Source organism: Paenibacillus sp. J22R232, assembly GCF_056269165.1.
In genome coordinates this window covers 862539-887718 of record NZ_JBWDNK010000002.1, presented here as the reverse complement: position 1 = coordinate 887718, position 25180 = coordinate 862539, and the positions used below count along the sequence as shown (strand labels likewise).

Here is a 25180-nt window from a genome sequence, read left to right as displayed (position 1 = left end):
TTTGTACAAAAAAAGCACTCCCCGTTACAAGGGAATGCTCTTCGATCTTGATATGCAAATTATAATAACCCAAACCTTCAGATCTATTGGAAAAGATTATAAAGCATATTATAAATCAAAACTGCTGCTTGAGCGCGAGTCGCCTGTTCTTTCGGTCTAAAGCTTCCGTCTTCGAATCCTTTTATAATACCTGCTTCAGTTAAGCGAATTACGGCTTCCTGAGCATACCCGGAAATCCGGTCTTCATCCGCTAACTGATTACTGGATGGTTCCGAACCGCCTTTCATTCCTAGCAGCTCGAATGCATGGGCTAGCATGACAGCCATATCTTCACGGGAAATGGCCTCATCCGCCCCAAATGTGCCGTCTGGCTTACCTTGCACGATGCCAAGTTCCGCAGCCGTCATAATGGTATTAAAATACCATTTGTCCTCGTTCACATCCGCAAAGCCTTTCCCCGCTGCGTCGCGTTGCTTCAAATCCAATGCTTGGAGCAGCAGCTCAAGGAATTCTGCTCTAGTTATCGACCGTGACGGGGCAAAGTTGCCATGGCCGACGCCCTGCAATACGTCTCTTGCTGCAAGCGACTCAATCATGGTTTTCGCCCACATCGATTGGTCTAGGTCTGCAAATGGGACACTTACGTAGGAAGCTGCATATCGGCCGTCTGCTTCGGGCCGGAATGCAAGTACGCCTTGATCGTATCTCGAGGTTTTGACGGCTTGCAAATCGCCATTATCCAATACTCGATATATGACTAATTGATGCGGATTTTCGCCCGGCATTAAGCCATATTCCAATTTCACAATTACTGGATCGCTTGTTTTGAAAGCCTGAACTTCCTGTCCGTCTACTTTAATGGAAAGATCTAAGACCATATCCGTTTTCACGAGCTGCCTGATGTTTGCAGGTAAATCCTCTTCCCGGACATGACTGATCATGACCTCAGCCTGTTCCGATTGCGCGTCGGTTTTAACTGCTTGAATTGGGATTTGAATATTCACGTTTCCGGAATGAATGATAATCCTGTCAATGGTGCCATTATCCCTTAGCGTTTTCAAAGGCAACGTAACGGTCGTTGTTTGTAACTCCACGCTCGAATTCGATGCAATTTCAATCGTAATCTGGTTGGTTGCCGACGACTCTATTGCTCTCTTCCAAGCATCCTGGGACAGCTTGACGACCATTGCTCCGTTTTCCTGCGTCTTGCCTTGAACCGTAATTGTCCCTTCCTTCACTTCAGCTAGAGCCGTATCCGGTTCCGGTTCCGGTGCTGGGCTGCCTCCCCCGCTTCCGGTACTTGAACCTGTCTTCGCCATAACGAATGCTGTAAGCTCCGATTCTTGCTCATCATATACCGCGGACAGTTTGAAGTAATATGCGGTAGCCTCGTTCAGGCTGCTATCCGTGTACGTCAGACCCGTCACTAATTCCGCGTTTACCTTGACATAGTTGCCGCCAGCCTCCGAAGCACGGTAGACATTGTAGCCGGTTGCTCCTTCCGCAATGTTCCAAGAGAGGTTTATGGAATCCGTTGTTGCCATTGCTGCTTGCAGTCCCGTTGGTGCCGGATAGGACGGCGTTTCAATTTCGCCTTCGTTTGTCGCAGCCGCGATGTATGCTGTAAGCTCCGACTCTTGCTCATCGTATAACGCGGTTAATTTGTAATAATACGTGGAGGCTTCATTCAAGCCGCTATCCGTGTATGCCAGACCCGTCACTGGTTCCGCGTTTACCTTGACATAGCTACCGCCAGCCTCCAAAGCACGGTACACATTGTACCCGGATGCTTCCTCCGTGGCGTTCCAAGAAAGGTTTATGAAATCCGTTGTTGTCGTTGCTGCTTGCAGTCCCGTTGGCGCCGGATAGGTTGGCGCTTCCACTTCTTTTTGAACGATGACATTCAGTTGATCGATGAACACGAACCCTCCCGGCAGGTTTCTGTATGAATCGACCTCGACTGATATTTCTGCGATCCCTTCCCGATGAGCCGTGACAACTCCCGTAGAAGGGTCAACGGATGCCATTTCTGGCTGTGCCGACTTCCAGACGACCGAGCGGTATGCAGCTTCACCTTGAAAGATTGAAACGTCAAGATCAATCGTCGCCTCTGGATTCATAACTATTCCAGTACCTGGTAACGGTTGGTTATCTTTTCGATGGATCGAGATGGCTTCCACGATAATCGGTGACTTCACGCCGATCACGGCGCTGGACGACACCCCGTTCGAAGCCGTAGCCGTAATGGTGACCGGTTTAATTTCTCCTTGCTCGCCATTGTGGGGCTTTGTCGTAACATTGCCGCTCGCATCCACTGTGGCTAAGGTCGCATCGCTTGTCGTCCACTGCACCGCTTGCGGCACGTAGGAGGGGCTAACCGTCGCTTGGAGCTGGTAGCTATCCCCCATGATAACCGTTGCCGTACTCGCATTTATGTCGACCTTTGTTGCCTGCGGAAGGAAACGTCCATGGCTCTTGAAATCAACGATCGACAGCCAGTTATTGCTCGGGAAGGATTCGAATACTTGCACGCGAATCCATCTGGCTTTGGTACCTGCCGGCATTGTATGAGTTACTGCGAGGCCAGCGCTTAGTTGAGCAGATTGGTCAGCGACTGTCGTGAATCCTGTCGCTTGGGCATAGTCGCTTGTACTTGCTTCCGAAACTTGAATAATATACCGCTGCGTCGCCCAGAAGCTCATGTCAATGGTCTGGATCTCCGCCAACTGCCCTAAATCCATCCACCAAGTATCCGAATTGTTTTGTCTGTAGCCACCTGGCGACCATGCCGTAGCGGCATTGTTATCTAAGGCAAGGGCTGCCGCATTCGCAGCTCGATGACGGTTCGATCCCGCGCTCACGAAATGGGTTTGCAGTTCGTCGTTCACCGTCACGGCGGAAGTGCCCGTCAGACCGCCATCTGCTGCCGTAACCGTAATCGTCGCTTCACCTTTGCCTTTGGCGATGACAAGTCCATTCGCATCGACAGTCGCGACCGATTCGTCTGAGGAAGACCATGATACCCGCTTATTATCCGCAGATGCAGGTTGAATGACAGCCGATAATGTGGCTGTCAGCCCTGCCGTCAGCGACACGGCGCTTTGGTCGATCGCCACGCTTTCCACCGGAATTTGATCGGCAATGACAACATCAACCGTCGTTTCTGCCCCGCCATCCACAGCACGAACCGTCAACGTAGCCGATCCGTCCGCAACCGCGGTAATCACGCCATTGTCGACCGTAAACACGCCGGTATCGCTGCTTATCCATTGAACTGCCGGATTTGTGGTGTCTACCGGCAGTACAGTAGCCTGGACAATGGTATTCTTGCCTGCACGCAATCGAATTAGCTCGTGATTCAGCTTAATCGACTTCGTCTTCACGTCAACGACAGTTACCTGGGCGGAATCGGACAATTCCCCATCGCTCGCTCTGACAGTTATGTCCGATTGGCCTTTCCCGACTGCCGTAACAAACCCTGTCTTGCTAACGGTAGCCACTAGGTTATTGCTCGATTCCCAAACTACGTCTTGGAAAGAAGCATTTACAGGATCTATGATAGCCGCTAGCTGTTTGGTTCGGTTCATCTCAAGCTCAAAATTTTCTTCATTAATATGAATAGCATCAATCGCAATTTTTTTCGCATTTAATTGGAAACTGCTTGATGCGTTCCCATCGGCGGAAGTCACCGTTATGGTAGACACGCCATTCTTCTTTACCAGCAGCGTGACATCAGGCGTTATGTTTGTCTGCTGAATCAATTCTCCCGGAGTTGAGGTCTCTACCGCTTCACCCAGAAATGACGCCACGCTTGGATCGGACGATGTGAAGATTACGTTGCGGTTATCTGCTTCCGATAAATTCGTCATGATGCGTATTCGATCCCCCACAATGGCTTCCTTGGTGCCAGAAGCCACGTTCGGACTCGTAAATGCAACCGACTCGGCAAGTTTCGCTGCCGTTACCGCAACCTCTTGGGAGGTTGTTAGCTCACCTAAAGTAACCGTAATGGTAGCCGTGCCTGGCGCGACAGCAGTCACGATCCCCTTCTCGTTGACCTTGGCCACGCTGCCGTTGCTTGTTTCCCATTTCATCTTGGTGTACACGAACTGATTGACCGGCTGAACGGTAGGCACGATCTGTCGGCTTTCTCTTTCACGCAGCTCCAGCGTGCCGGAAGGTACACTAATGCTTTGTGCCTCTGTTGGTGCCACCTCATAGGACTCCGCTACGGAGTTATGGGACACTTCTCCCCCAAGCGGTTTACTAATTGCTTTCCCTCTCCATAAATAAGCATATAACCCATCGGATGCATGCCCGTCATAAGTAAAGAGTGTTCGAGAATCAACGGTGTTGCCGTACTCCGAAGTGCTGCCTCCCGGAAGCCATGGGCTGTACCATTCGTCATGCCCGTCTCCCTTGGATATCCACTCCGCTGCCCAATAGAAGAAACCCAGCTGCGCTCCGTGCGGGTTCGGAACGTCACGGAACGCTTGCATATATTCAATGAGCCAATTGTATTGTCCGCGTTGCGATACTTCATAATATTTATTTTTCATTCCGGAACCGTTGCCCGCTGGATCGAAATTTTCAGAGGTGTGCATCAACCCCGTTTCCGAGAAGACAACGTCGTTGCCTTTCCACTTCGTAAGGTTATTGTTCAGCATGTCAATGATCGCCCCGGTCGGTCGCCCGCCATATAAGGAATAGGCTTCTCCGTCCCACTTCATGCCGATAGCCTCGTTCACGCCGAACCATTGATTGGTGTAATCCACCAAATAGCCGTTATTCAAATGGATAAAGCCGCGAGTCGTCGGCGAAGCATCCTTCACGGCTTGATAAGAGGCGTTCACAAGCTTAGCGAAGCCATCTCGGCCGGTAGACCATACCTTACCATCCGGCCATACGATGCCGGAATTTTGCTCATTGCCCAGCTTGACGGAATCAGGCGATACTCCAGCATCATCCAATGATTTAATCAGATCATAGGTGTAGTTATACATGGTCGTCTGAAGCTGCTGCAGGTCTTGGCCAAACCACGAAAGCGGCTTCCAGGCTTTGCCCGAGCTCATCCAAGTATCGCTGTAATGAAGTGACAACTCGAATTTCATATGATGCGCCTTTGCCCGTTGCCCGATTTCCAGCGCCTGCTCTTTTCCAAAATATCCTGGCCACATCTGCAACGGAATTTTCATGCTTCCCAAATGCGCTAAATCATTGACATATGTCATGTCATAGGTTTGTTTCGGAAGATCTTCCCTCAGTCCGGCCTGGAAGTCATTCCACTCGCTCTCTTCGTAAATATAATTGCCTGATTCCACGAAGAACATGGACGCTACCGCGTTCACGCCGCGATTTCGAATAATATCGAAGAAGTCTTGCTCAACGCCGTTAGCTTTATACTTGCCGCCGTAATCCTCTACGATGGCTAGGAAAGATACGTCCACTCCCTTGACGATGTCGTTGTTCATCTCGAACAAGTCCATGCTGTCCGCATAGCCTATCCCACCGCTCTCTGCGGTTTGCTCAATATAGACCGTCGCGCTTGTTTCGTTCGGCCCCGTTCGGAAAGAAAGAGGAAGCAGCGTGTAATCCGTCGTTGCAGAAGGAGCCGACCTCGTCTCCTGAATGCCTTCAACACCGATGCGAAGTCGGTTACTGCTGGATGACACCTTGGACCTTGCCGCCACGATGTAGTCCGTGTTCGGCTTAACGCTTACCGTTTGCGCCGCTTTGGAGCCCGCCTCCAAACGTGCGGCGTACGTGCCGGAGTCGGCATGGCCTGTCACTACACTGACATTGCCGGTCGTTTGCCACGAAGCCGCATTGCCTGTTTCAAAGCCCCAATTCTGCAAGGCGTTCTGATCGGAATGCTCCAGATAAAACTGGACGTCGTCTACTTCTATCGTCATTCCCGCAGCTGCATCCTTCAAATAGAAGCCGATCGTAGCTTCGCCGTTATATACGATAACGTTCCGAAGCGTGACCAAATTCCAGTCCGAGTTATTTTCCGCGAAAATATTCAGAAACGCTCTCATGGCGGGTGCACCCGTATTCTTGGCCTCCATGAAAGCGCCTTCCTGATTCGACACGCTAGAAGGATTCGGATTGTTGCTGCGAATTCTCGCCGTTAATGTGTAGGTCCCCTGTTCCAAGTTCGTGAAACGTTGATATATACCGACTCCAGGGTTTTCGAAAGTTCCGGACCGCGTTACCGATGTAAGACGTGCCGAATAGGCTCCTTCCGTACCTCCGCTTTGCGTAGTGACCGTACCGCCAGATTGGATAATGTTCCAATTGCTTGGAGCTACCGAAGCCGCGTTGTCCAGCTCAAAGCTCGGATTACGTGTCAAATTGGATGACTCATCCGTAGCGGCACTAACCTCTGCATTAGGAACTAGGAGGCCGCTGCCTCCTAACAGGATCACCAATAAGACAATCATGATGCGTTGCAATCTTTTCCTCATAATTTCCAAACTCTCTCCTTTATAAGTAAGTTATTATCCGTAAATCTTTATCTGCTATTTTTAGAGCGCTTTCATTTTGTTTGTAAAAGATAATACTAAGCTAAGCTCCGTTTTTCTTATACCTCTCAATGAATATCCTTCGTTCTTTTCATCCGATAGTACCCTAGAACAAAAAGCACTAGTTCTGTTTGCAGGCAAGCTACTAGTACATTCCTCGCTATGTCCTTCAAAATGGGATAATGCGTCTGTATGGAGAATCTAGTTGGGGATATGAAGACTATTACAGCTTTAGAGGGAAGAATACTTGTAGGGAGGTTGTTTCATAATCAGAATGTATGATCCCTAAAGCCGGATCCCAGGATCAGGCTTTAGGGATAATTTTACAATTTAAATAAGTTGACGATTTAAATCATATCATTTAACAATTCTAGCATCCGCAAACCTTAGACCGCCTTGCGGACCATTATGGAATTGCACGCTGCTCGGTTACCCTGGCTTACGCTTTTTATTGTACAGTCTTCAGGTATTCCTGCGTTTGTTTCTCCAGTTCCGCTTTCACCTTATCTATGCCAGCCGCTTTAAGCTTGCTAGCCAGTTCTACATAAGCTTCGTCTACGTTTTTAACCGCGCCTACAAAGAGCGGGCTGCCATATTGCGTCGATACGTTGGCTATATTGGCAATTTGCGCCTTCACGTTCTCGCTGTTGAACGTAAAGCCTCCGTAGAGCTGCGGTATCATCTTGTCACCAACGGAGTTGCGATGATCGATATAAGATTGCGGCCAATTCGCCATCGGTTTCAGCAGATCCTTGTTCACGAACCAGAAGCCACTGGCATCAGCCGGGAACGTATTATTTTCAGGAGTTACTCCTTCCGGCAAACCGATTTTGTCATCTGCTGTAATCACATAGTTTTTACCTTCGATACCGAACGAGGTTAGATATACATAAGCAGGGTCTTGCATAAGCAGATCCATTGCCTGAAGTGCCCGCTCAGGATTTTCCGAGCTTGCGGCTACAGCAAGGCCATTGTTTAGCCAAGTGTTCTGAGGCACATGTCCTTGCGGAGACACGGTAGTCAGAATATCTACTTCAATACCTTTTGCTGCGCAGTTTTCGGTTACGGCTGCTACGTCCAGAGTATTACCGAAGGCTACGCCTGACTTACCTTCGCAGAAGTTATCCTTGGAACGCGTTTTGTTGGCATAAGGATTTTTGTTTACGTAGCCTTTGTCATACCATTCCTTCATCGTGTTGGCTGCAAACTTGCCTGCTGTCAGGAATGGTTCCTCCACGGTTGTAAATAATTTACCTGAAGTATCCTCGAAATCGTATCCGATACCTTGCGCCATCGGATTGCCCGAATCAAGCGGCTGAGTATACGCAATTTTTTCATTCGTTAAGTAAAGAAACGGACTCGGCAAATCGAACTGACTGTCCAGATTAAGCGGTATCATATCCTTCTCGTTCTTTTTGATCGCTTCAAGGTATGGGCCCAGCTCCGAAAACTTTTCAACTGCCGGTATATTATATTTTTCGCGCAAATCGCGACGAATCAAAGCCACGCTTGCTTTACGGTCAGGTGTGGATGTTGGGACCATGTATGGAATGCCGTTAATTTCGGTGGCCTTCAAGCCGGCCGGGTCCAGCTTAGCCATATGCTTTGGCATATATTTGTTTAACATATCTGCGTCTAATTCATGGAACGCGCCTTTCATCGCTTCTTGCACGTAGAAATTCCAGTCAGCCGTGAAGATGATGTCTACGTCTTCGCCCGAAGCCAATACCAGCGGATACTTGGACTGTACTTCGCCCCAACCGATATAGTTCAGGTCAAGCGTTGCATTGATGTCTTCCTTCATTTTTTTGTTAATCTCGGCGATAACATCCGGCATGCCTTTTGGCGCATCGCCGAGAAGGTACATTTTAAGTTTAACTTCCTTCGAGTTGTCGATGACGCTGTTGTCTGCAGCATTCGAAGGCGTACCGGAGGCATTGCCGGTTTCGGAAGGCTTGTTGCCATTGCTGCCTCCGGAGCAGGCAGACAGAACGAGCGCAGACATCATCAAAGTCATAATCGCCACATTTAGTTTCTTTTTCACTTTATATCCCCCTTATAAATGATAATGCTATATAAATCCGGCAAGCAGATTCATATCGTTGAAGATACATGGCGCATGAGTTGTACGGTTAGCCTTTGACAGCACCGATCGTAACGCCTTTTACGAAATACTTCTGGACAAATGGGAACACCAGCAGAATCGGCCCCGTGGCAATTACCGTCATTGCCAACTTGAACGTTTCTTTCGGCTGGTCCAGCGCTCCGGCATATTGAGCCATAGCGGAAGACATGTTGACCGAAGACAGCATTTTGTAGAGCATATACTGCAGCGGTACCAGATGATCTTTATCGACGAACATCATGGCTGTCCACCAATCATTCCAATAAGCAAGGGCCGTGAACAAGCCAATAGAAGCAAGCGCTGGCTTGGATAGCGGCAGCACCATTTGGAAGAAAATGCGATACTCCCCCGCCCCGTCAATTTTGGCAGACTCAATGAGCGGTTCAGGTATCGAACCGCGGATAAAACTACGCAGAATGAGAATAAACATAACGTTGAACATCGGAAGAAGAATAAGTACGCCGAGCGTATTTTTCAACTCCAAGTAGCGGGTGACCAGAATATAGAACGGTGCAAGACCGCCATTAAACAGCGTCGTGAAGAACAAGAAGAACGAAAGCGCGTTGCGGTATTTTATTTCCTTGCGGTATAGCACATAGGCAGCCATCGTCGAGAAAAGCAAACCTATGAGCGTGCCGATGACGGTAATCAAGATCGACACGCGGTAAGCCGACAGCACTTCTGCCGGATAGCGGAAGATAAACGCATACGCATCGAACGAGATCTCGCGAGGCCAGAACCAGTACCCTGACTGTAGTACGGAGCTCTCTGAAGAAAAAGAGCCCGAGATTAGCACGATAAATGGAATAAAGGTAATTAATGAAATGATGCCGATGAGGCTGTAGGATAGAACGGAAAACACCGGCGATGAATTCAATTTGTTAGTATTCAACCTATATCACCTGCTTGTCTTAGAATCGCATGATTAGAACAGAGCCTGATCCCGGTCATAACGTCTGACGAGCCAGTTCGCCGTCAGAATAATAATGAGTGTCAGAATCGATTGATAGAAGCCAACGGAGGAAGCCATCCCGAAGTCCTGCGTATTCACAAGAGAGCGGAATACGAGCGTATCGATAATGTCAGTCGCATCCATCAGGGAACCGTTATTCCCAATCAATTGATAGAACATATCGAACTCGCCGCGCATGATTCGCCCCAAACCAAGCAAGACCAGAATAATCATCGTTGGCTGCAGCAGCGGAAGCGTAATTTTCGTGATTTTCTGCCATCGATTGGCACCATCGATCGTTGCAGCTTCATAGACCTCCTGGTCGATTCCGACGATGGCCGCCAAATAAAGGATGCTTCCGTAGCCCACCCATTTCCACACGTACAACAAAGGAAGCAGGATGAACCAATACCAGGTCGTTGAATAAATATCAATCGCGTCCATGCCAAACTGTCTAAAAATCACATTGACAATGCCAAATTCGTAATTAAGGAAATTGTACACAAATGCCGAGACCGTAACCCACGAGATGAAATAGGGCAGGAACAGAAACGTTTGCGTAATTCTTTTGAACCACTTTTTTATAATTTCCGAGAGCAAAATGGCGGTTATTATGGAGAAAATCGTATACATTCCAAGAAATGCGACATTGTACAAAATCGTATTTCTCGTTACGATCCATGCCTTGCCCGAAACGAAGAAATATTCAAAGTTCTCAAAACCATTCCACGGGCTGCCAAAAATTCCGTCCCGATAATTAAAGTCCTTGAATGCCATCACGATGCCCACCATAGGCGCGTAAGCAAAAATCAAAAAATAAATCGCGATCGGAATAAACATGGTATACAGCGGCCAGTGCCTGCGCAGCTCCCCGAACACCGATGTCTTCCCGATCCGAATATTCCTACCCGGCTTGTTCGCTGCCTTCAGGGCCGTTTCTTGCTTCATTTCATCACCATCCGTATTCTGATATGACTTTATTGTAACGGCAACGGAAACGGTAACCTACCAGACAAAGTTACGATGTTCTTTGAAAACCTATGTTCTCAGTCTTTCTTCTTCGATGGCAGTTTAATAGTGACTCGAGTGCCGACACCAGGCGTGCTCTCGTAGTTCAGCCCGTACTCTGCTCCGAACAGCAGCATAATTCTTTCCTGAATATTTCGCACGCCAAAACCGCCTGTCCGTTTACTGCTCCTTCCCGTAACCGCCCCGGCCAATTGCTTCGCGTCCATGCCCACCCCATCGTCTTGAATACGCAATAAAAGCCCTTCATCGCTCACTGCCGCTGAGATAAGAATCATGCCTTCCTCGTTATCCTTCTCACGAATGCCATGAAGAATGGAGTTCTCTACGAGCGGCTGCAATATAATTTTCGGGACTTCAATATCCATGGCTTCCTCGGCTACCTCAAGTCTAAGGTCAATGCTTCCTCCAAAACGCATATTTTGAATTCGTACGTAAGCCTCTACATGCTTCAGCTCGTTGCAGAGCGATATTTTTTCGTGACCATTGGAGAGACTGAGCTTGTAGAATACCGCCAACTCCTCGACAACGGTCGAGATGTCCTTCTCATCCGTCTCGATCGCCATGATGTTGATTAAATCGAGTGTATTGTAAAGAAAATGAGGGTTAATCTGCGCTTGCAGCGCCTTAAGCTCTTTATTCTTCACCTCACGTCCTAGTTGATAGGTCTCATCCAGCAGCTTTCCAATATTGACGACCATTGCATTATAGGTATAGATAAGTTGTCCAATCTCATCCTTATTCGCAACTAGCTGGGTGAGACTGAAATCACCATCCTTCACCCGGCGCATATGCCTACTTAGCTGACGCAAACGCTTTGTTGACGAACCCGCGACAAAATATGACAGAGGCAAAACAAAGGGTACAATGATCAAAAAAATAGAAATTAATTGGTTGCGCGTTTGATAGACAGCCGCCATAATATCGGATTCTGGAATAATTATGACCAGCTTCATCGTCATATTCTGCACATAGGATTGGCCTACCAAGTAATCCCTTCCTTTGTAGGTAACATGTTCCTGCCAGCGGGATTCAAGCCCATTGCTCTCTGGAATGCTGTCTGCCAAACGCAAAACATCAGCCTCAGGCAAAGAGACTGATGTACTGGTGCTCAGCAAGTCGCCGCGTTTATTGAAGAGGAATGCCGAGGAGTTGGTCGTGAGCTTCGCATGATCCAAGACGCTCTGGAGAGAGGAAGCCGAAATTACCGCGCCTGCCAGCCCTGAGAACTGGATAACGCTATGCTCTTCGGGGATTTTACGGAGAATGGATATCTCGCCTTTCTGTGCGGTTTGGTCCAATTCGGTAGAAGGAAGCCAATAAAAATATTCTCTTGATTCCTTGAAATGTTTGAGCCAGCCTCTATCCGCTATATGATCGATCAACAAATAGTCTCTGTTCCCGGCTTCGCCGGCGAGACCAGCCTTCAAATACAGCCTAATCATTTTGATTTCCTCATTATACGGAAACTGACGTAGCGCCTTGTCAATTCTATTCGCATGGAGTAACCATTCATTTACGTCCTCGTACCCGTTAATGCGGGATGCTTCTTGCTGTACGATGTCATTGAAGGAGATAAAGTTCAGCACCTCATGAATGGAATCAGCCTTATATTCGAGATAGGATTTCGTTTCCTCCATCACCTTGTGCGCAGTCTGGTTCGCTTGCCGCTTGCTATCGCTTGCACTCATATTGAGGTGAATATAGAGCAGCACCGCAAAAGGCAAGGCGACAGCGAACAAAACGGCCGCAAACAATTTATAATGAATGCCAAGGTTTGACCATAAAAGAATCAAGCGTTTCATCGCGTGTTCCCCTGCCTTTCCCGGTATTCAGTTGGCGTGCAGCCTACGTATTTCTTAAAGAAGGTCGTAAAATAATTAGAGTCGGCAATCCCTACTTCCTGTGCAATCGCATAAAGCTTGAGATCCAGATTCGCAAGCAAATCCTTCGCCTTCTCCACGCGAACGCCTGTTATATATTCTTTAATCGTCTGCCCGCTTTGCTTCTTGAAAAAGGAGCAAAGATACGTTTCACTTAAGCTGACATGCTCGGCAATCGTCTGGATTCCAAAGCCTTTCTCATGAAAGCGGGAATGGATAAATCGGATAATCTCCCGCATTTTCCCGGTCCCCGCTCCTGCACCGTTCTCCTCCTTGCCAAACAATACAAGGAATGAAAGGACATATCTGTGCAGCCGTTCAAGATTGGGGATTCCATCGATTTCCTTCCAGATATAACGATTCTCTCCTTCATCGCCTTTGTCTGTCAGCCCTTGCTGCAGCGCAGCCTCTAACAAAATAAGAATAAACTGGAAGTAAACATCTTTAACTCGAATAATATCAAGATCAAGGCAGCGTTGGGCACGCTCGGTTAGCGCATCGATTACTTGCGCAGCTTGCTCAGGCTCCCCCCGCCGAATCGCCTCGCGTATGCTTCTCAATTCCTCCCAGTCAATCTCAAGCGCCTCGCTTATTCCCTCTTCAGGAGGAAATGCAAGCTCGCCGTAGGTTTTGTAGAACTGCAAATTCCCAGCATCGACCGCAGACCGGTAAGCATGCGGAATACCCTCCAATGTTGCGGCATGATGTCCGATACCCATGTGAAACTGGATGCTGTCTCCTAGCACTTCTCTCAGCAAACGATGCACCTGCTCCAGTCTGGATCTTCCAGCCGTGTACAGCGATGAGAAGCTGCCCGGCATAATGAGCACGAGCCAGCTTTGCGAATCAAAGCCGGCTATTATGTTCCAGTTCACAAATTGCTCATGATTAGAGAAAGCGTTTAACAATTCCTCCTGAACCAGTCCCGCATTCTTAACGATTACGGACTCGCTCCAAAACAACGGAGCTGCTGCGACCGTATACGGACCCTGCAGGGGCAGAAGAAATGTGCCGCGATCACGCAAGGCCGGAACGACGTGGGGAGAAGAAGGCTCCGTAATCAGCTTGCGAACCATCTCCCTTCGCAGTATGGGAACGTGCTCGTCATAACTGACTTTAAGCCGGAGCTCCTCTTTTTTGCGTTCCTTCTCGGCTAGAATGATGCCAACCGCTTCACCCGTTACTTGAAGCACAATCTCCGGCTTGATTGGCTTCTCGATAAACTGAAATGCTTGCAGCTGAATGGCTGAGAATAAATATTCCTTGTCGGAGAAGCCGCTCAGAAAAATCAATTTAGTCTCGACATCCAGCATCCGAAGACGGCGCGCGAATTCAATACCGTCCATCTTCGGCATGCGGATATCGCAAATAATGATATCGGGCAACCAGTCGGCGGACAATTCAAGCGCTTGAACGCCATTTTTCACAGATTCCACCAAGGTTATGCCAACCTTAACCCAATCCATACGGTGATGCAGAAACTCCCTTGTCCTTATCTCATCGTCTACGATAAGCAGCTTTATGTTTTCCATACTGTGCCCCCAAGCATAAATTACGAGTTCATTATAAAAGCATTCCATTTCTTCTGCCAAAGAATATCCCATTTCATATTGTCTACCGCAAATGATTAATTTCACACTCATTCTATACCATTCTCTCAACGACCCGAATGATATTCTTAGCTTTACTTTACCGCATCGCTTACGTTCAAACCATTAAACATATTCTTAAAAGAATGGATTATATTCTGTTCTCGCAAGCGACATTCTCTGCTAAAATAGGATTATCGCCATGTATGCTAAAATTGCCCGAAGGAGAGACTTGCATGGATATACAAGAGAAAGAGCAAGGTTTTGATCTAAAAAAAACATTTGTGATTTCTCAGGATCAGCTTGGACTAATGGCCGAGCACCCCTTAATAAAACAGGCTTATATTACTGATATTGGATACTATCACCAAGCCTCATACCACTTCCGGGAGCGGCTCTTCGGCACTGAGGCATACATTATCATTTACTGCGTTAGCGGCAAAGGATGGTTTAGGCTCGACGGTGAGGCCAAGATTGAGATAAATGAAAATACCTACATGCTAATCCCATCAGGCGTTCCTCATTCTTATGGCGCCAACGAGGAAGATCCATGGAGTATTTACTGGTTCCATTTGAAAGGCGAGGATGTTGGGCAAATCCTCTTATCCAGCGGATTGCAAAGCGGGTCTACTCATTTGCAATCTACCGATGCCGAAAAACTGATAGACCTTTTCCACCGCTGCTACGACTTGCTATCGTCAGGGGCGTATACGGATACCAGCCTCCTCCATGTATCTCATGCCGTAAAATATCTCGTTAGTTATTTAGGCCTGCTGCAGAAGCAACAAAAGGAAGAGAAATCACAAGCTTATTTTGACCGTGCCGTCTTGCACATGCAGCAAGTACTTGAGATGAGCCTTAGTTTGGACGAGCTTGCGAATCAAACTGGCATATCCAAACAGTATCTAAATCATATATTTAAAAAAGCTGCCGGTATTTCTCCCATTGATTATTATCTTCGCATGAAAATGCAAAGAGCTTGTCAATTACTGGATTTGACCAATAATTCGATCAAAGAAATTGGATTGACTCTGGGTATAGGAGACCCTTTCTACTTTTCCCGGCTTTTCAAGAAAATGATAGGTCGATCACCAACCGAATACCGCAGTCAGATCAGAGGATAAAATCAAGAAAGAACCGGCCGATGATACCGGCCGGATCTTTTGTTTATCCCGTAAACCACTTTATCATAAGCAGCATCATCGGCACTTTATGTTTTTTATCCTATTTACGCCGACCCCATAGATTCTCAAGGAAGCCATCCTCTTCTCGCTATAACGTCATCTAATTCTCCAGATCCTACAGTGAGCTCAAGATGCCATGAAAAGGATGCTTTTGCCGGTATGATTTGTGCCGTACCATTACTGACGGCCATTTCCAGAGAATCATAATAACCGATGCTGGGCTCTAATGCGCAGGTCACTCGATCATTGAACATGCCTTCGTCTATCCAAACACCTAAATAGGGAACCTTCTCCAGTGGTACTGACATCATTAAGAAGTTGCCGCTTTCTTCGCCATACAATGCTGACCAGCCTTCCGGCGCTTTTTCGTGATAATAAAACTTTCTCCCGTCTCCGGTAACCTTTGGGGATATCAACGAAACATCATCCCAAGCGTACGCGGCACCCTCTCTCAGAGCATGGCCTTCATACACGCAAAGCATCTTATGCATGGAGTCCGGTAGGAGAATGCGAGTCGGCTCCGTTATTGCGAATTGTGGATGAGGCACCCACAAAAAGGGAATCGGTTGCTCGCTCGTATTGTCGGCACGATAATCAAACCTGATCTTATCTGCTGAAGGGAACGAGATTTGTCTAGTGAATACATACGGATGCCGTGGACAGCGAACGGAGCAAACGATCGTGTCTTGTTCAATCATGCTGCTCCATGTGAGCGCCCAAAGCTCGCCGTGATCAGCAAGGTTCATCTCTGAGCAACTATTGATCGTCGGAAAGCATTCATCCCATCCGCTCATATCCCAATCCGAAAAAGCTGAACCGTACACAGGCTGCCGCAAAGCACGCTGGCCTGAGTCCAGCATCCATTCCTTTCCTGATGGCTTATATCGAATCGAAACCAGCTTCCCACCGAGTTCCGGCACGATTTCAACTCGGATCCGTTCATTTTCCATCGCGATCGATGCGAAGTTTTTATAGATTCCCTTTGTTATATTGACCGAACGTCCTATCATCTCTCGTTCTCCTCTAACTGAATTTTTCCGACAGTATGATTCGTATTGCGAACATATATTCATTTCATTTTCCATGTAATAAATGCAAGAGAACACTAGACAGAATTACGATTTTCTTGAAAAACTTAAGTTGAATTATCACATATAAAAGGAATTACACTATATTTTCCGAATTTCATAAAAACATAAAACGCCAGCGAACTCAATTAACTCCTCCGTTATCCTGCCTTCACGCCAAAAAGGAGATGCATCGGCATCTCCTTCAAAAAACAAAAAAATTAACTCAATTTTTTGATAACAACAGAAGCGTTTACGTTTATTTGTGTGCCGCCTGCCAAAGTTTGAAGAATGATCGCTGCTGCAGAACTATGATTTCGCAGAGTAAGAATATCACCTGCCGCTAAAGCGATTATAGCTTGACCTTTATTTTGCTGGGTGCCTGCACCCGAACCGTAAACGGTTCCCGTGGCCAGAACGCCATTTATAAATAGTGCGAATTGATTGGGTTCAACATTAGATAAGGAAAACGTAATCTCATAGTTACCCGAATTGGTAACTGCAATCTGAGAAGTTCCTAGGGTATGTGTAATGCCCGGTTTAAGAATACCATTTGAATCGAATGTAACATCAACCTCTACAGGAACGGTTTGAGCACTTACATTATAAATATATCCAGAAATTATAGGAGGAAAGATTGGAGATATGATGGGCATTTTATATTCACTCCCCTACAAAATTTTGTTAAGTATGTACGCAGCAGATACAGCATACGTCACAATGATCGATTATTTTGAAAATGCCGGCAATCCAAAACAATCAAGATTGCCGGCATAACATCAATATAGAAGGTTAGTTTACAACAAATTCAATTACGATTGGAGTCGCAGGGTCGAGCGTATCACCGTCTGGAATGGTAATCGCAGTAGTGGTAACGCTTGAAGTGTCAGCTGTTTGAATCTGTGCATTGATATAAAGATTGTAATACGCAGGAGCAGTTGGAAATGCTGTGGGAGCAACGCCGGCGTCATTGGTGGTGGCTGTAGCAAGAATGTTATATGCAGCACCCACACCAGTTCCGTCTGCTACTGTAGCACTAAATCTTCTAGCAGCCATAAAGGGTTTTGTAATTGGCATTTATATCACCTCGCTTCTCTCAACCAGCTTATGCAGATGATAGAATACCGTGAACGGCTAATGATACATTACATTATTTTAAGAGATTAATTGCACATACAATCGAATGGATTCAACTATAATTGGGGTGCCTGCAAAAATAGTGTCATGGTTGGGAACAATGGCTAATGTTCTTGAATTTAAACGATAAGAGCTACCATCTTGCATTATCCCGTTGATATAGAGATTAGCATAGCTATTTTCATCTAAGTCTAGAAATTCAGTTATTGATTCACCATCATCGTTTATGAATTGATTCGCAGGAATTTCTGTTGGCAGAGGAATATCTGAGTTCGCAATAAAAAAATATCTATTCGCAGTTAGCCTACTACTGACAAGTGGGGTACTCAGTGGTCCCGTAGGTCCTTGTATTCCTTGTAATCCTTGTATACCTTGTAATCCTTGTAATCCTTGTGGGCCTTGCTGAGTAGTTACATTAATTATTGGCTTTAGGCGGATAGATATTTTTCTTTTTGAAATAACCCTTTTACGTTTAATCCTCTTCGCAGGACAAGTCACTTTTTTCTTTTTGCACACTTTACTTCGGCAGATATATGTGCCCCTCAAAATTTGTTTATCGGCTACATAGATGCTCTTTTTTTTGAGTTTACATTTCTCTTTAAGCAGTGGTTTATTTTTCAATAGAGTCTTTCGAATTTTTTTATTGGCTTTATCACAACGCAAGTTTAACACCTCCCTATTAACATCTTTATATTATGATTTTTCTTTCATGTTGGTATGGACATTTGACTAACTATTAATAGACGAAAAACTATTTTTATAGAAAATAGGTTTCGGACTACTTCGACTATGTGAAATAACAATTAATTTTGACCGAACTATTGGACGATTCGGCAGCAAAGCGTTCCATCTTATAAAATATAAGCTACACTTCTTGTAGTTCGGAGGATTTTGCTGCATCCGTCGTTTCAGCTCATTTGAATCACCTCAATTAAGCGATATTCCTCAATTAATTTCCTCTTTATCGTTCTAGCAATCTATCGTATTCCAACTGGGTAACGGGAATGACCGAGCCATGGCGAGGCGAAGCAGGCAAAGAGGAGCACTCGGGCAAAGTCCATTGGCCGGAGTTCAAATCCGTTGTTTCGAGTGGGCATTAGCTACGATCCACGTACTCATCTATGAACACGTACCATTTTTCTTCCGTTTTGGACTCCATGAGACAATTCAAGAAGAGCGTCCACTTGACGCCAACCGAGTATCGCCGTAAATACAGATCCGCCTTAACGTGATCCTTATTTTAACGAAAAGAGTTGGCCTTTATTTTGAAGCGGAAAGCAGAAAGATGCATTGCCAAAAACCCGATCCAAAACGATCGGGTTTTTTGTGATCTGATATCTATCCTATTCATCTCAATTAATTAATGCGGGTAATCCAGCGTATATCTTACCACTGCAATTTTCCAACCGTTTGCTGTTTTGGCAAGCGTTCCATTTTCGTAAGCATACGCGCCTTCTTGCTCCACCATAACGGTTCTTTTAATAAACATCATGCTCTCATTCCCATATTGGTAGCTTGGCTTTTTGTCGCTAGAAAATGAAATGAACGGGATTTTAGGATTGTCTGGAAATTGCTTCAAACCACCCGTAAACAAAACTTCTCGTATCATGCCCTCTGTAAAATATGGTCTTAAATACTGTTGCTTTTGTTTAATCGTTGACAGGTCATCTGCCATAGCTGCCTTGTTCATTAACGCGACCGCATCCTCCAAAGAAAGCGGAGGCTCCACGATGATTTCGATTCTTTTCTGCTGCTCCTTATCAAGCAACAATGCCAAACGGTCGCGTGGCATCCATTCGATTGTTAATCCTAGCGACTGGCCTACAAAACGGATGGGCACGTACGTTACGCCTCGATCAACGACAGCTGGCACATCCATCTCAATGGGCTCCCCGTTTACTTGAGTTGACTTTGAATTGATTTGCAGTTCAATCTGCTTCGCATTCTTGCTGATTAAGACCGTGTTATTCCTATTATTCCAATGTACGCTTCCGCCTACGTATTCAGATATGGAACGTATAGGCACAAGCAGCCGTCCACTGGTCAATTTATCATGTGGTATACGGATAGAATGATAAGACATTGCATTTGCTTCTGATATTGGAAGCATCCAAGTAAGACATAGCAATAGCATACATACCAGAGTGAGGATTTTTTTCATCATCGGCTTCCTTTCTTTCGGTTATTCGAGCCAAAGCCCTTCAAATAATTGGACGTTAGTCTCAATGAAATGTTGCGAATGCTGCTCGAACAACAAAAAAGCAAGGGAGACCTTCCCTCGCTTTTCTATTAATTCACTATCAAATAACTTCAATATTACTTGATCGATTTGTAATATTCCGCGAACACGTCAGCGAAAGCATCGGCTGTTAGCAGGTTTTCTTGCAGCGTATTGTTTACGCCTCCGAATTCCAGCAGCAGGCTTCCGTTAGAAACAGATTGGTTGTATTCGGCATTCCCTTGATGCGCGCTTTTGGTCAGAACGCCACGCGAAATGCCGGGGTACCTTTTGTTTAGCAGTGCATGCAAGGCATCTGCGAATTTTTTGTTCTCTTTATAAGTCGGATTCACGTCCCCAATTACGAACATGATGCGTGCATACGATTTCCCATTAATCGTAACCGTCGTTTTGCTGCGAGGCACGTCTGCGTCACGATGAATATCGAAGAAATAAGTCAAGGAAGCATGGGTCTGAATCGCATTGTCTACTGCTTTGCGTGATTCGGCATAAGCCTTCGTATAGCTTAATTTCTGCTCATTCAGCTTGGCAGCAAAGTCGGTCTCTTCTACCAAAGACGCGATTCCCTTTTTCTCCAAGCTTTGCGCGAGTTGTTTGCCTACGAGCGTAATGTTAACTTTTGAATCATCGTAAGAGGTGCCTTTCGTGCTGGTTGATACATTTTTCCATGATTCACGATTATGGGTATGATAGATGTATACTTTGCTATCTTTTTGACTGACTTCACCCGTATTAACGACCCATTTCGCAACGTATGCGCTGCCTCCGCTGGGCAATGAAACTTGATACCAGTCCCCGGTTAACGTAATGATCGGGAACGATTCACCTGCCCTTGCCTTCGTTACGACCTCATAATCAAGCCCCGGTCCTTTTCGTAGATTGGTCGTATCTACTATTTTTACAATCGCTTCCTTATCGGGCTTTTGCCCCGCATTCGATGAACCACCGCTGTTCGTAGAGGCATCCGTATCCACGACCCAATTCGCTACGTAAGCCTTATTGCCGCTTGATAGCTTGACCTGATACCAATCTCCCTCCGATCCGACAATCGGGTACGAATCGCCGGCAACCGCCCTCGCTACGATCTCATATTGAATACCTGGCCCTTTTCGCAAATTAGTGATGTCCGTAATCTTTGCTACTGTTGCTTTATTTGGTACAACCTTAGCTTGTGCGAATAGTTGGGGACTGGTGCTGGACGCTTTCCCTCCTGATAGGCTCTGAATGGAAGCGTTGGCGGCATCTGATCCCCCAAATAATAAAGCGATAATGGCTGTTCCGCCTAATAATTGATTTCGAAGTCTCAAGCTGGCTTTCCTCCATTTCAAAATTCTGTTCTACGAATTTCGACAATAGTGGAGGAAAATCCTTCTTATTCAAGCACGGCATTGCGAAAATGAGCGTAAAGCCTCATTCTATGGTTCTTCCTGCCGGACTAATAACAGAAAACACTATCCTAGAACCATTTCTGAACATCCAGTACCCGTATAGTAAGGAATTTCGGCATAAAAAGAACCTTCATCACCATTTTCAATAGTGTTGAAGGTTCTTATTTGCCTTTTACAGGATTGAACCGCTCTGATAGATCGAATAAGGGCAGTTTATTGCTGCTTAATATATCTCCACCCGCCATAAGCGGTAATATCCTCGGCTCCCGCTTCCGCATAACCCTCGCATATAAAGCCGGATACCTCTGTCCCGTCTGCCAGCTCGACCTTCCCGATGCCGAGCGGCGCAGGAATTAAGGCTGCAAATGCCCCGAAAGATGAAACGGGCATTTCCCACACCTCGACCTCGATGGCATGTCCGCCATCGCCTTTTTTCAGCAGCCCCGGCTTAGCCGGCACAGTCGGGAGCTTCACCATTTGATATTTTTCCGCTGTAAGGGTCATCCGCACGAAACGGCTGCCAAAGGCAAGCATTTGTTGCTCCAGCGGGTAACCTCTCATATGCAAGCCGCAGACGGCGACTGGAATATTGTCCGCCATCTCAGCCGCAGGCTGCGACAATTCCGCTCCAAGAAACGAAGCAGCGGCTCCTTCCACCAAATGCTCATTGGCGGAAAGCGCGAATAATGTAATTCCAAAGGGCATTTGCGGCGCGGCATCACCTGCCGGTACGGCAACCGCACACAAATCGAGCAGATTGCAATGGTTTGTGTAAAGGCCCATAGCCGAATTAGCAGCAATCGGCTCGGCAGCGACCTGCGCTCTCGTCCATGTTCCTCCGCAAGTAGGCATAACTAGAACGGCGCCCTGCAGAAGCTCATTGCATCTCATACGCAGCTCTTGCAGCTGATGCATCGCCTTAAACACGGAAGCCGCGTCATGCTTTCCGGGTGCCCCTGAACGCAACACCTGCTCCGTTACGGGGAAGGTAACACCTGGACGGGCTTCGACAAACCCGCCAACGCTAGCCCAACGCTCAGCAACCCAAGGTCCCTCGTACAAAAGAGCCGCAGCCTCCGCGAACCATTCATAATCGATATATTCAATGGGGATAGACAGTCCTTTCATTTTCTGCACTGCTTCGTCCCATGCCCTGCGATAAGCCTCGGCTAGCGGACCATAGAAATCCAGCGGCTTGCTCGGCAGGAAAAGCTTATGCGGAAGCTTCGCTTGCAGGCGCGGGACGCTCTTCGACCATGGGTCTGTATGGTCGAACCCGCGTGCTTGCTGATCAACGGCTTTCGCATCCTGCAAAGTATGGGCAAATACGGTAACGCAGTCTAGGCTAGCGCAGGCCGGTACGACACCTTTAGTCGGCCATGCTCCAAGACTTGGCTTATAACCGACCAAACGGTTTAACGCCGCCGGTACTCTTCCTGATCCCGCGGTATCGGTACCTAACGCAAATGCGACATGCCCCCGCGCAACCGCTACGGCGGAGCCTGAGCTGGAGCCTCCGCTAATCCAATCGCCTTGCAGCGCGTTATGCGTCTCGCCATAAGGACTTCGGGTGCCAACAAGCCCAGTGGCAAATTGATCCAGATTCGTTTTGCCGACAGGAATCGCTCCGGCAGCTATCAATCGTTCCACGACTGCCGCATGCCGGTCAGGCATATAGGCAAATTCGGAGCAGCCTGCCGTCGTAGGCGTGCCTGCCAAATCCATGTTGTCTTTAATTGCGAATGGCACGCCCCACAGCGGCAAGGAATGGTCCATCGTCCCCAGACTCTCCAAGTAAGGTTGAATCGTTTCCCTCTCAGGCGGCGCAATCCAAATATTCATCCCTTCGTCCTCACGGGCGCGATGGATAACCTCCTCTATTACTTGCTCCGGTGTTAGATTCCCGCTCGCATATTGCTCGCGCAGCCAATCTATCGAAAGCTCAAGCGGAATATTCAGCCTGCTCATCCGGCTCCCCTCCTTCAATCCCGTTTTACGTTATGCCGGTCTCATCTCGTTCAGTTTAACCGCTAGATGCAGCTGCAAAATATCATCGCCATTATCCAAGCTGATGCCAAGCAATTCGCATACCCGCTCTACCCGGTAGGATACCGTATTGTAATGGGTAAACAGCTCCGCAGACGTCTTTTTCACATTCCGGTTATGCTTGAAATAAACCTTCAGCGTCTCAAACAGCTGCGAGTGATGCTTCGCATCATAGGCAAGCAGCGGCATAATGAATTGATTGCGGTAATCTTTGACCTCCTCCGTATCCGGAAGATGGTACAGCAATTGAAATACTCCAAGCTTCATATAATCCACGTAAGGCTCACGGTAATCGCAAATCGAGCTGATATGATGGATTTTTTTGGCATCGTTATAGCTTTCATACACGCTATCGGCGCTTTTGGTCCGATTCCCGATGCAGAGCGAATAGCTCTCCGTAGGGAAGACCGCCTTCAGATCCGCCGAAATCGCCTCAATCGCGAAATTCCGCGCACCTTGCTTCGCCTCCGGGAAAAGAATGATCATCTCTCCCTCGAGTATCGTTGCTTGAAGGTCATCGCAAATAGATTTGGTCCTAAGCCGTTTGATCGCCTGCTGCATATGCTTGATGCTTGGTTTGGCATTCAGAAAGCGCACCAGCGCAACATAACGCGGCCTTTCCTCTTCCAGCGGGCAGCCACATGCCTCCGCTCTCAGCTTCAAATCCTCCATGGTCACGATCCTGCCTGTAATCCAATCCTGCAAAAACTGATCAACGTATTTCAGCTCGACTTCCCGCCTGGCATTGGCATTGATCATTTCTAATCCCACCAATACGCCAACGCGGTCGATCGTCAGCCGATCGACAACCGAATGCTCCTGGTTCCATTCCAGCAGAATAAGCAGGCACTTCTCATACTGCTTGTCGTTCACTGCCGATACGTATACGCGGATGCGGCGCTCGCCAAGCGTCACAAAGCTGACACCTAGATTGCTTTCCTCTCGCAGGCCAGCCCAGAGCATCGCATTGTCTGCCTCTCCCAGCTGTTCCGCCTGCGGAGAAAGAAACAGATGGTTGGAATCATCAAGCAAAATAATCGGGTTATTCAATATGCCGTCCAGCGTTTGCAAAAACTCTTCCAGCCCTTTTCCGTACAATAGCTGCTGCGAAAGCTTCTGGAAGCGGCTTTGCAGCAGCGACAGCTCCCTTGCCTCCTGAACGAGCACCCGCTCCATAATATCGCGCACAACATCCGAGAATACGGTCGACGACGGCAGCTCAAAGATCGGGAAGTCCAGCTGATCGGCAAGCTCCAGCGCACGGGCCGGTATTTTATCGATAAAACGTTTGGTCTTAATCCCAAGGGCAGATACGCCCTTTTCCACTAACTGCGGAATCATATCCGAAATGGCATCCGGCTGGTCGCGGAACGGAAAGCCGCTCGTAATGAGAAACTCTCCGGGCCGCACCCAATCGATAACATCCGGCACTTCCATCACGTTCACGCGGTTAATGATTCGCTGCATGCCATTAGCGCCTGCCAAGACGACAGCTTCCTTAAAGTCGGGAATCAGCAAAACGTCGCTGCACGTGAAGCCTGCCTTCTTGTTATCTGCCATCGCAAATCCCACCTGTTATTTCAGCTGCGTGGAATATACATCTTCCACAAGCGTCGTATTGAAAAACGAGTTGACCGGGGTATCTTCTCCTACAGGTAAAAAGATGCTGATCTGCTCCGTGGGCCGATCATCGTCATTCGCTACGGAATGTACAACGCCTGCCGGCACATGGAACGTATCGCCCGCCTTGTAGCTTTGCCATTCTCCGTTGCACAGCAGCTTTACTTTGCCTACCGTAATATAGATAATTTCCGCTACGTCATGATAATGTGGCAGCACCTGACCGCCAACGCCGATTTTCTCCCATAGCACGGAGCTGGTGCGGAACCCCATTTGATCGGCCTGTGCCGCTGATACAATCTCGCGGTGATAGAGCTCAATATGGTCCGGCATAAGCCCCCATGGCATTTGTTCTCCAATGATTACTTCTGTTTTCTTTGCTGTGATCATAATGATATTC

General features: G+C 47.3%; 16 protein-coding genes. 1 reads left to right on the top strand and 15 read right to left on the bottom strand.

Translation table 11 applies throughout. The features are described 5' to 3' along the window. Nucleotides 1-83: 83 nt before the first annotated feature. From AC0YN3_RS10260 to AC0YN3_RS10235, 6 genes are all read right to left on the bottom strand, one after another. Complete coding sequence (locus AC0YN3_RS10260; RefSeq protein WP_475774962.1) at nt 84-6467, bottom strand: glycosyl hydrolase 53 family protein; 6384 nt, start codon at nt 6465-6467, stop codon at nt 84-86. Between the two features lie 505 nt (nt 6468-6972). After that, nucleotides 6973-8568 carry an ABC transporter substrate-binding protein gene (locus AC0YN3_RS10255; protein WP_475774961.1) on the bottom strand — a complete coding sequence of 532 codons (1596 nt, stop codon included), beginning with the start codon at nt 8566-8568 and terminating at the stop codon, nt 6973-6975. An 88-nt stretch (nt 8569-8656) separates the two neighbouring features. Continuing rightward, a complete protein-coding gene (locus AC0YN3_RS10250; protein ID WP_475774960.1) occupies nt 8657-9541 on the bottom strand; it encodes a carbohydrate ABC transporter permease in 885 nt (294 codons plus the stop codon). A 33-nt stretch (nt 9542-9574) separates the two neighbouring features. Further along, a complete protein-coding gene (locus AC0YN3_RS10245; protein ID WP_475775124.1) occupies nt 9575-10441 on the bottom strand; it encodes an ABC transporter permease in 867 nt (288 codons plus the stop codon). A gap of 206 nt (nt 10442-10647) precedes the next feature. After that, on the bottom strand, nt 10648-12432 hold the full coding sequence (locus AC0YN3_RS10240; protein ID WP_475774959.1) for a cache domain-containing sensor histidine kinase: 1785 nt from the start codon (nt 12430-12432) through the stop codon (nt 10648-10650). Beyond that, nucleotides 12429-14042: a response regulator gene (locus tag AC0YN3_RS10235; protein WP_475774958.1), complete on the bottom strand. Its 1614-nt coding sequence runs from the start codon at nt 14040-14042 to the stop codon at nt 12429-12431. The genes AC0YN3_RS10240 and AC0YN3_RS10235 overlap by 4 nt, the downstream gene beginning before the upstream one ends. A gap of 293 nt (nt 14043-14335) precedes the next feature. Here AC0YN3_RS10235 and AC0YN3_RS10230 point away from each other — a divergent pair, with 293 nt between their 5' ends. Next, nucleotides 14336-15223 carry an AraC family transcriptional regulator gene (locus AC0YN3_RS10230; RefSeq protein ID WP_475774957.1) on the top strand — a complete coding sequence of 296 codons (888 nt, stop codon included), beginning with the start codon at nt 14336-14338 and terminating at the stop codon, nt 15221-15223. Between the two features lie 125 nt (nt 15224-15348). Here the strand turns inward: AC0YN3_RS10230 and AC0YN3_RS10225 are convergent, their stop codons facing one another. The 9 genes from AC0YN3_RS10225 to AC0YN3_RS10185 form a co-directional block, all read right to left on the bottom strand. After that, a complete protein-coding gene (locus tag AC0YN3_RS10225; RefSeq protein WP_475774956.1) occupies nt 15349-16293 on the bottom strand; it encodes a DUF5107 domain-containing protein in 945 nt (314 codons plus the stop codon). A gap of 278 nt (nt 16294-16571) precedes the next feature. Next, complete coding sequence (locus tag AC0YN3_RS10220) at nt 16572-17006, bottom strand: BclA C-terminal domain-containing protein (RefSeq protein WP_475774955.1); 435 nt, start codon at nt 17004-17006, stop codon at nt 16572-16574. 136 nt (nt 17007-17142) lie between these two features. Further along, a complete protein-coding gene (locus tag AC0YN3_RS10215) occupies nt 17143-17427 on the bottom strand; it encodes a DUF4183 domain-containing protein (protein ID WP_475774954.1) in 285 nt (94 codons plus the stop codon). Nucleotides 17428-17505: 78 nt separating this feature from the next. Beyond that, nucleotides 17506-18150, bottom strand: a complete 645-nt coding sequence (locus tag AC0YN3_RS10210; RefSeq protein ID WP_475774953.1) for a DUF4183 domain-containing protein — start codon at nt 18148-18150, stop codon at nt 17506-17508. Between the two features lie 697 nt (nt 18151-18847). Further along, complete coding sequence (locus AC0YN3_RS10205; RefSeq protein ID WP_475774952.1) at nt 18848-19570, bottom strand: copper amine oxidase N-terminal domain-containing protein; 723 nt, start codon at nt 19568-19570, stop codon at nt 18848-18850. 233 nt (nt 19571-19803) lie between these two features. Continuing rightward, nucleotides 19804-21033 (bottom strand): stage II sporulation protein P, encoded by a 1230-nt coding sequence (spoIIP, locus tag AC0YN3_RS10200; RefSeq protein WP_475774951.1) that lies wholly within the window; start codon nt 21031-21033, stop codon nt 19804-19806. Between the two features lie 294 nt (nt 21034-21327). Next, the gene (atzF, locus tag AC0YN3_RS10195) at nt 21328-23082 is read right to left on the bottom strand and encodes an allophanate hydrolase (protein ID WP_475774950.1); all 1755 of its coding nucleotides are present in this window, start codon (nt 23080-23082) and stop codon (nt 21328-21330) included. Between the two features lie 30 nt (nt 23083-23112). Further along, nucleotides 23113-24720, bottom strand: coding sequence for a PucR family transcriptional regulator (locus AC0YN3_RS10190; RefSeq protein ID WP_475774949.1), 1608 nt, complete (start codon nt 24718-24720; stop codon nt 23113-23115). Nucleotides 24721-24735: 15 nt separating this feature from the next. Next, nucleotides 24736-25170: a cupin domain-containing protein gene (locus AC0YN3_RS10185; RefSeq protein ID WP_475774948.1), complete on the bottom strand. Its 435-nt coding sequence runs from the start codon at nt 25168-25170 to the stop codon at nt 24736-24738. Between the last annotated feature and the right edge of the window lie 10 nt (nt 25171-25180).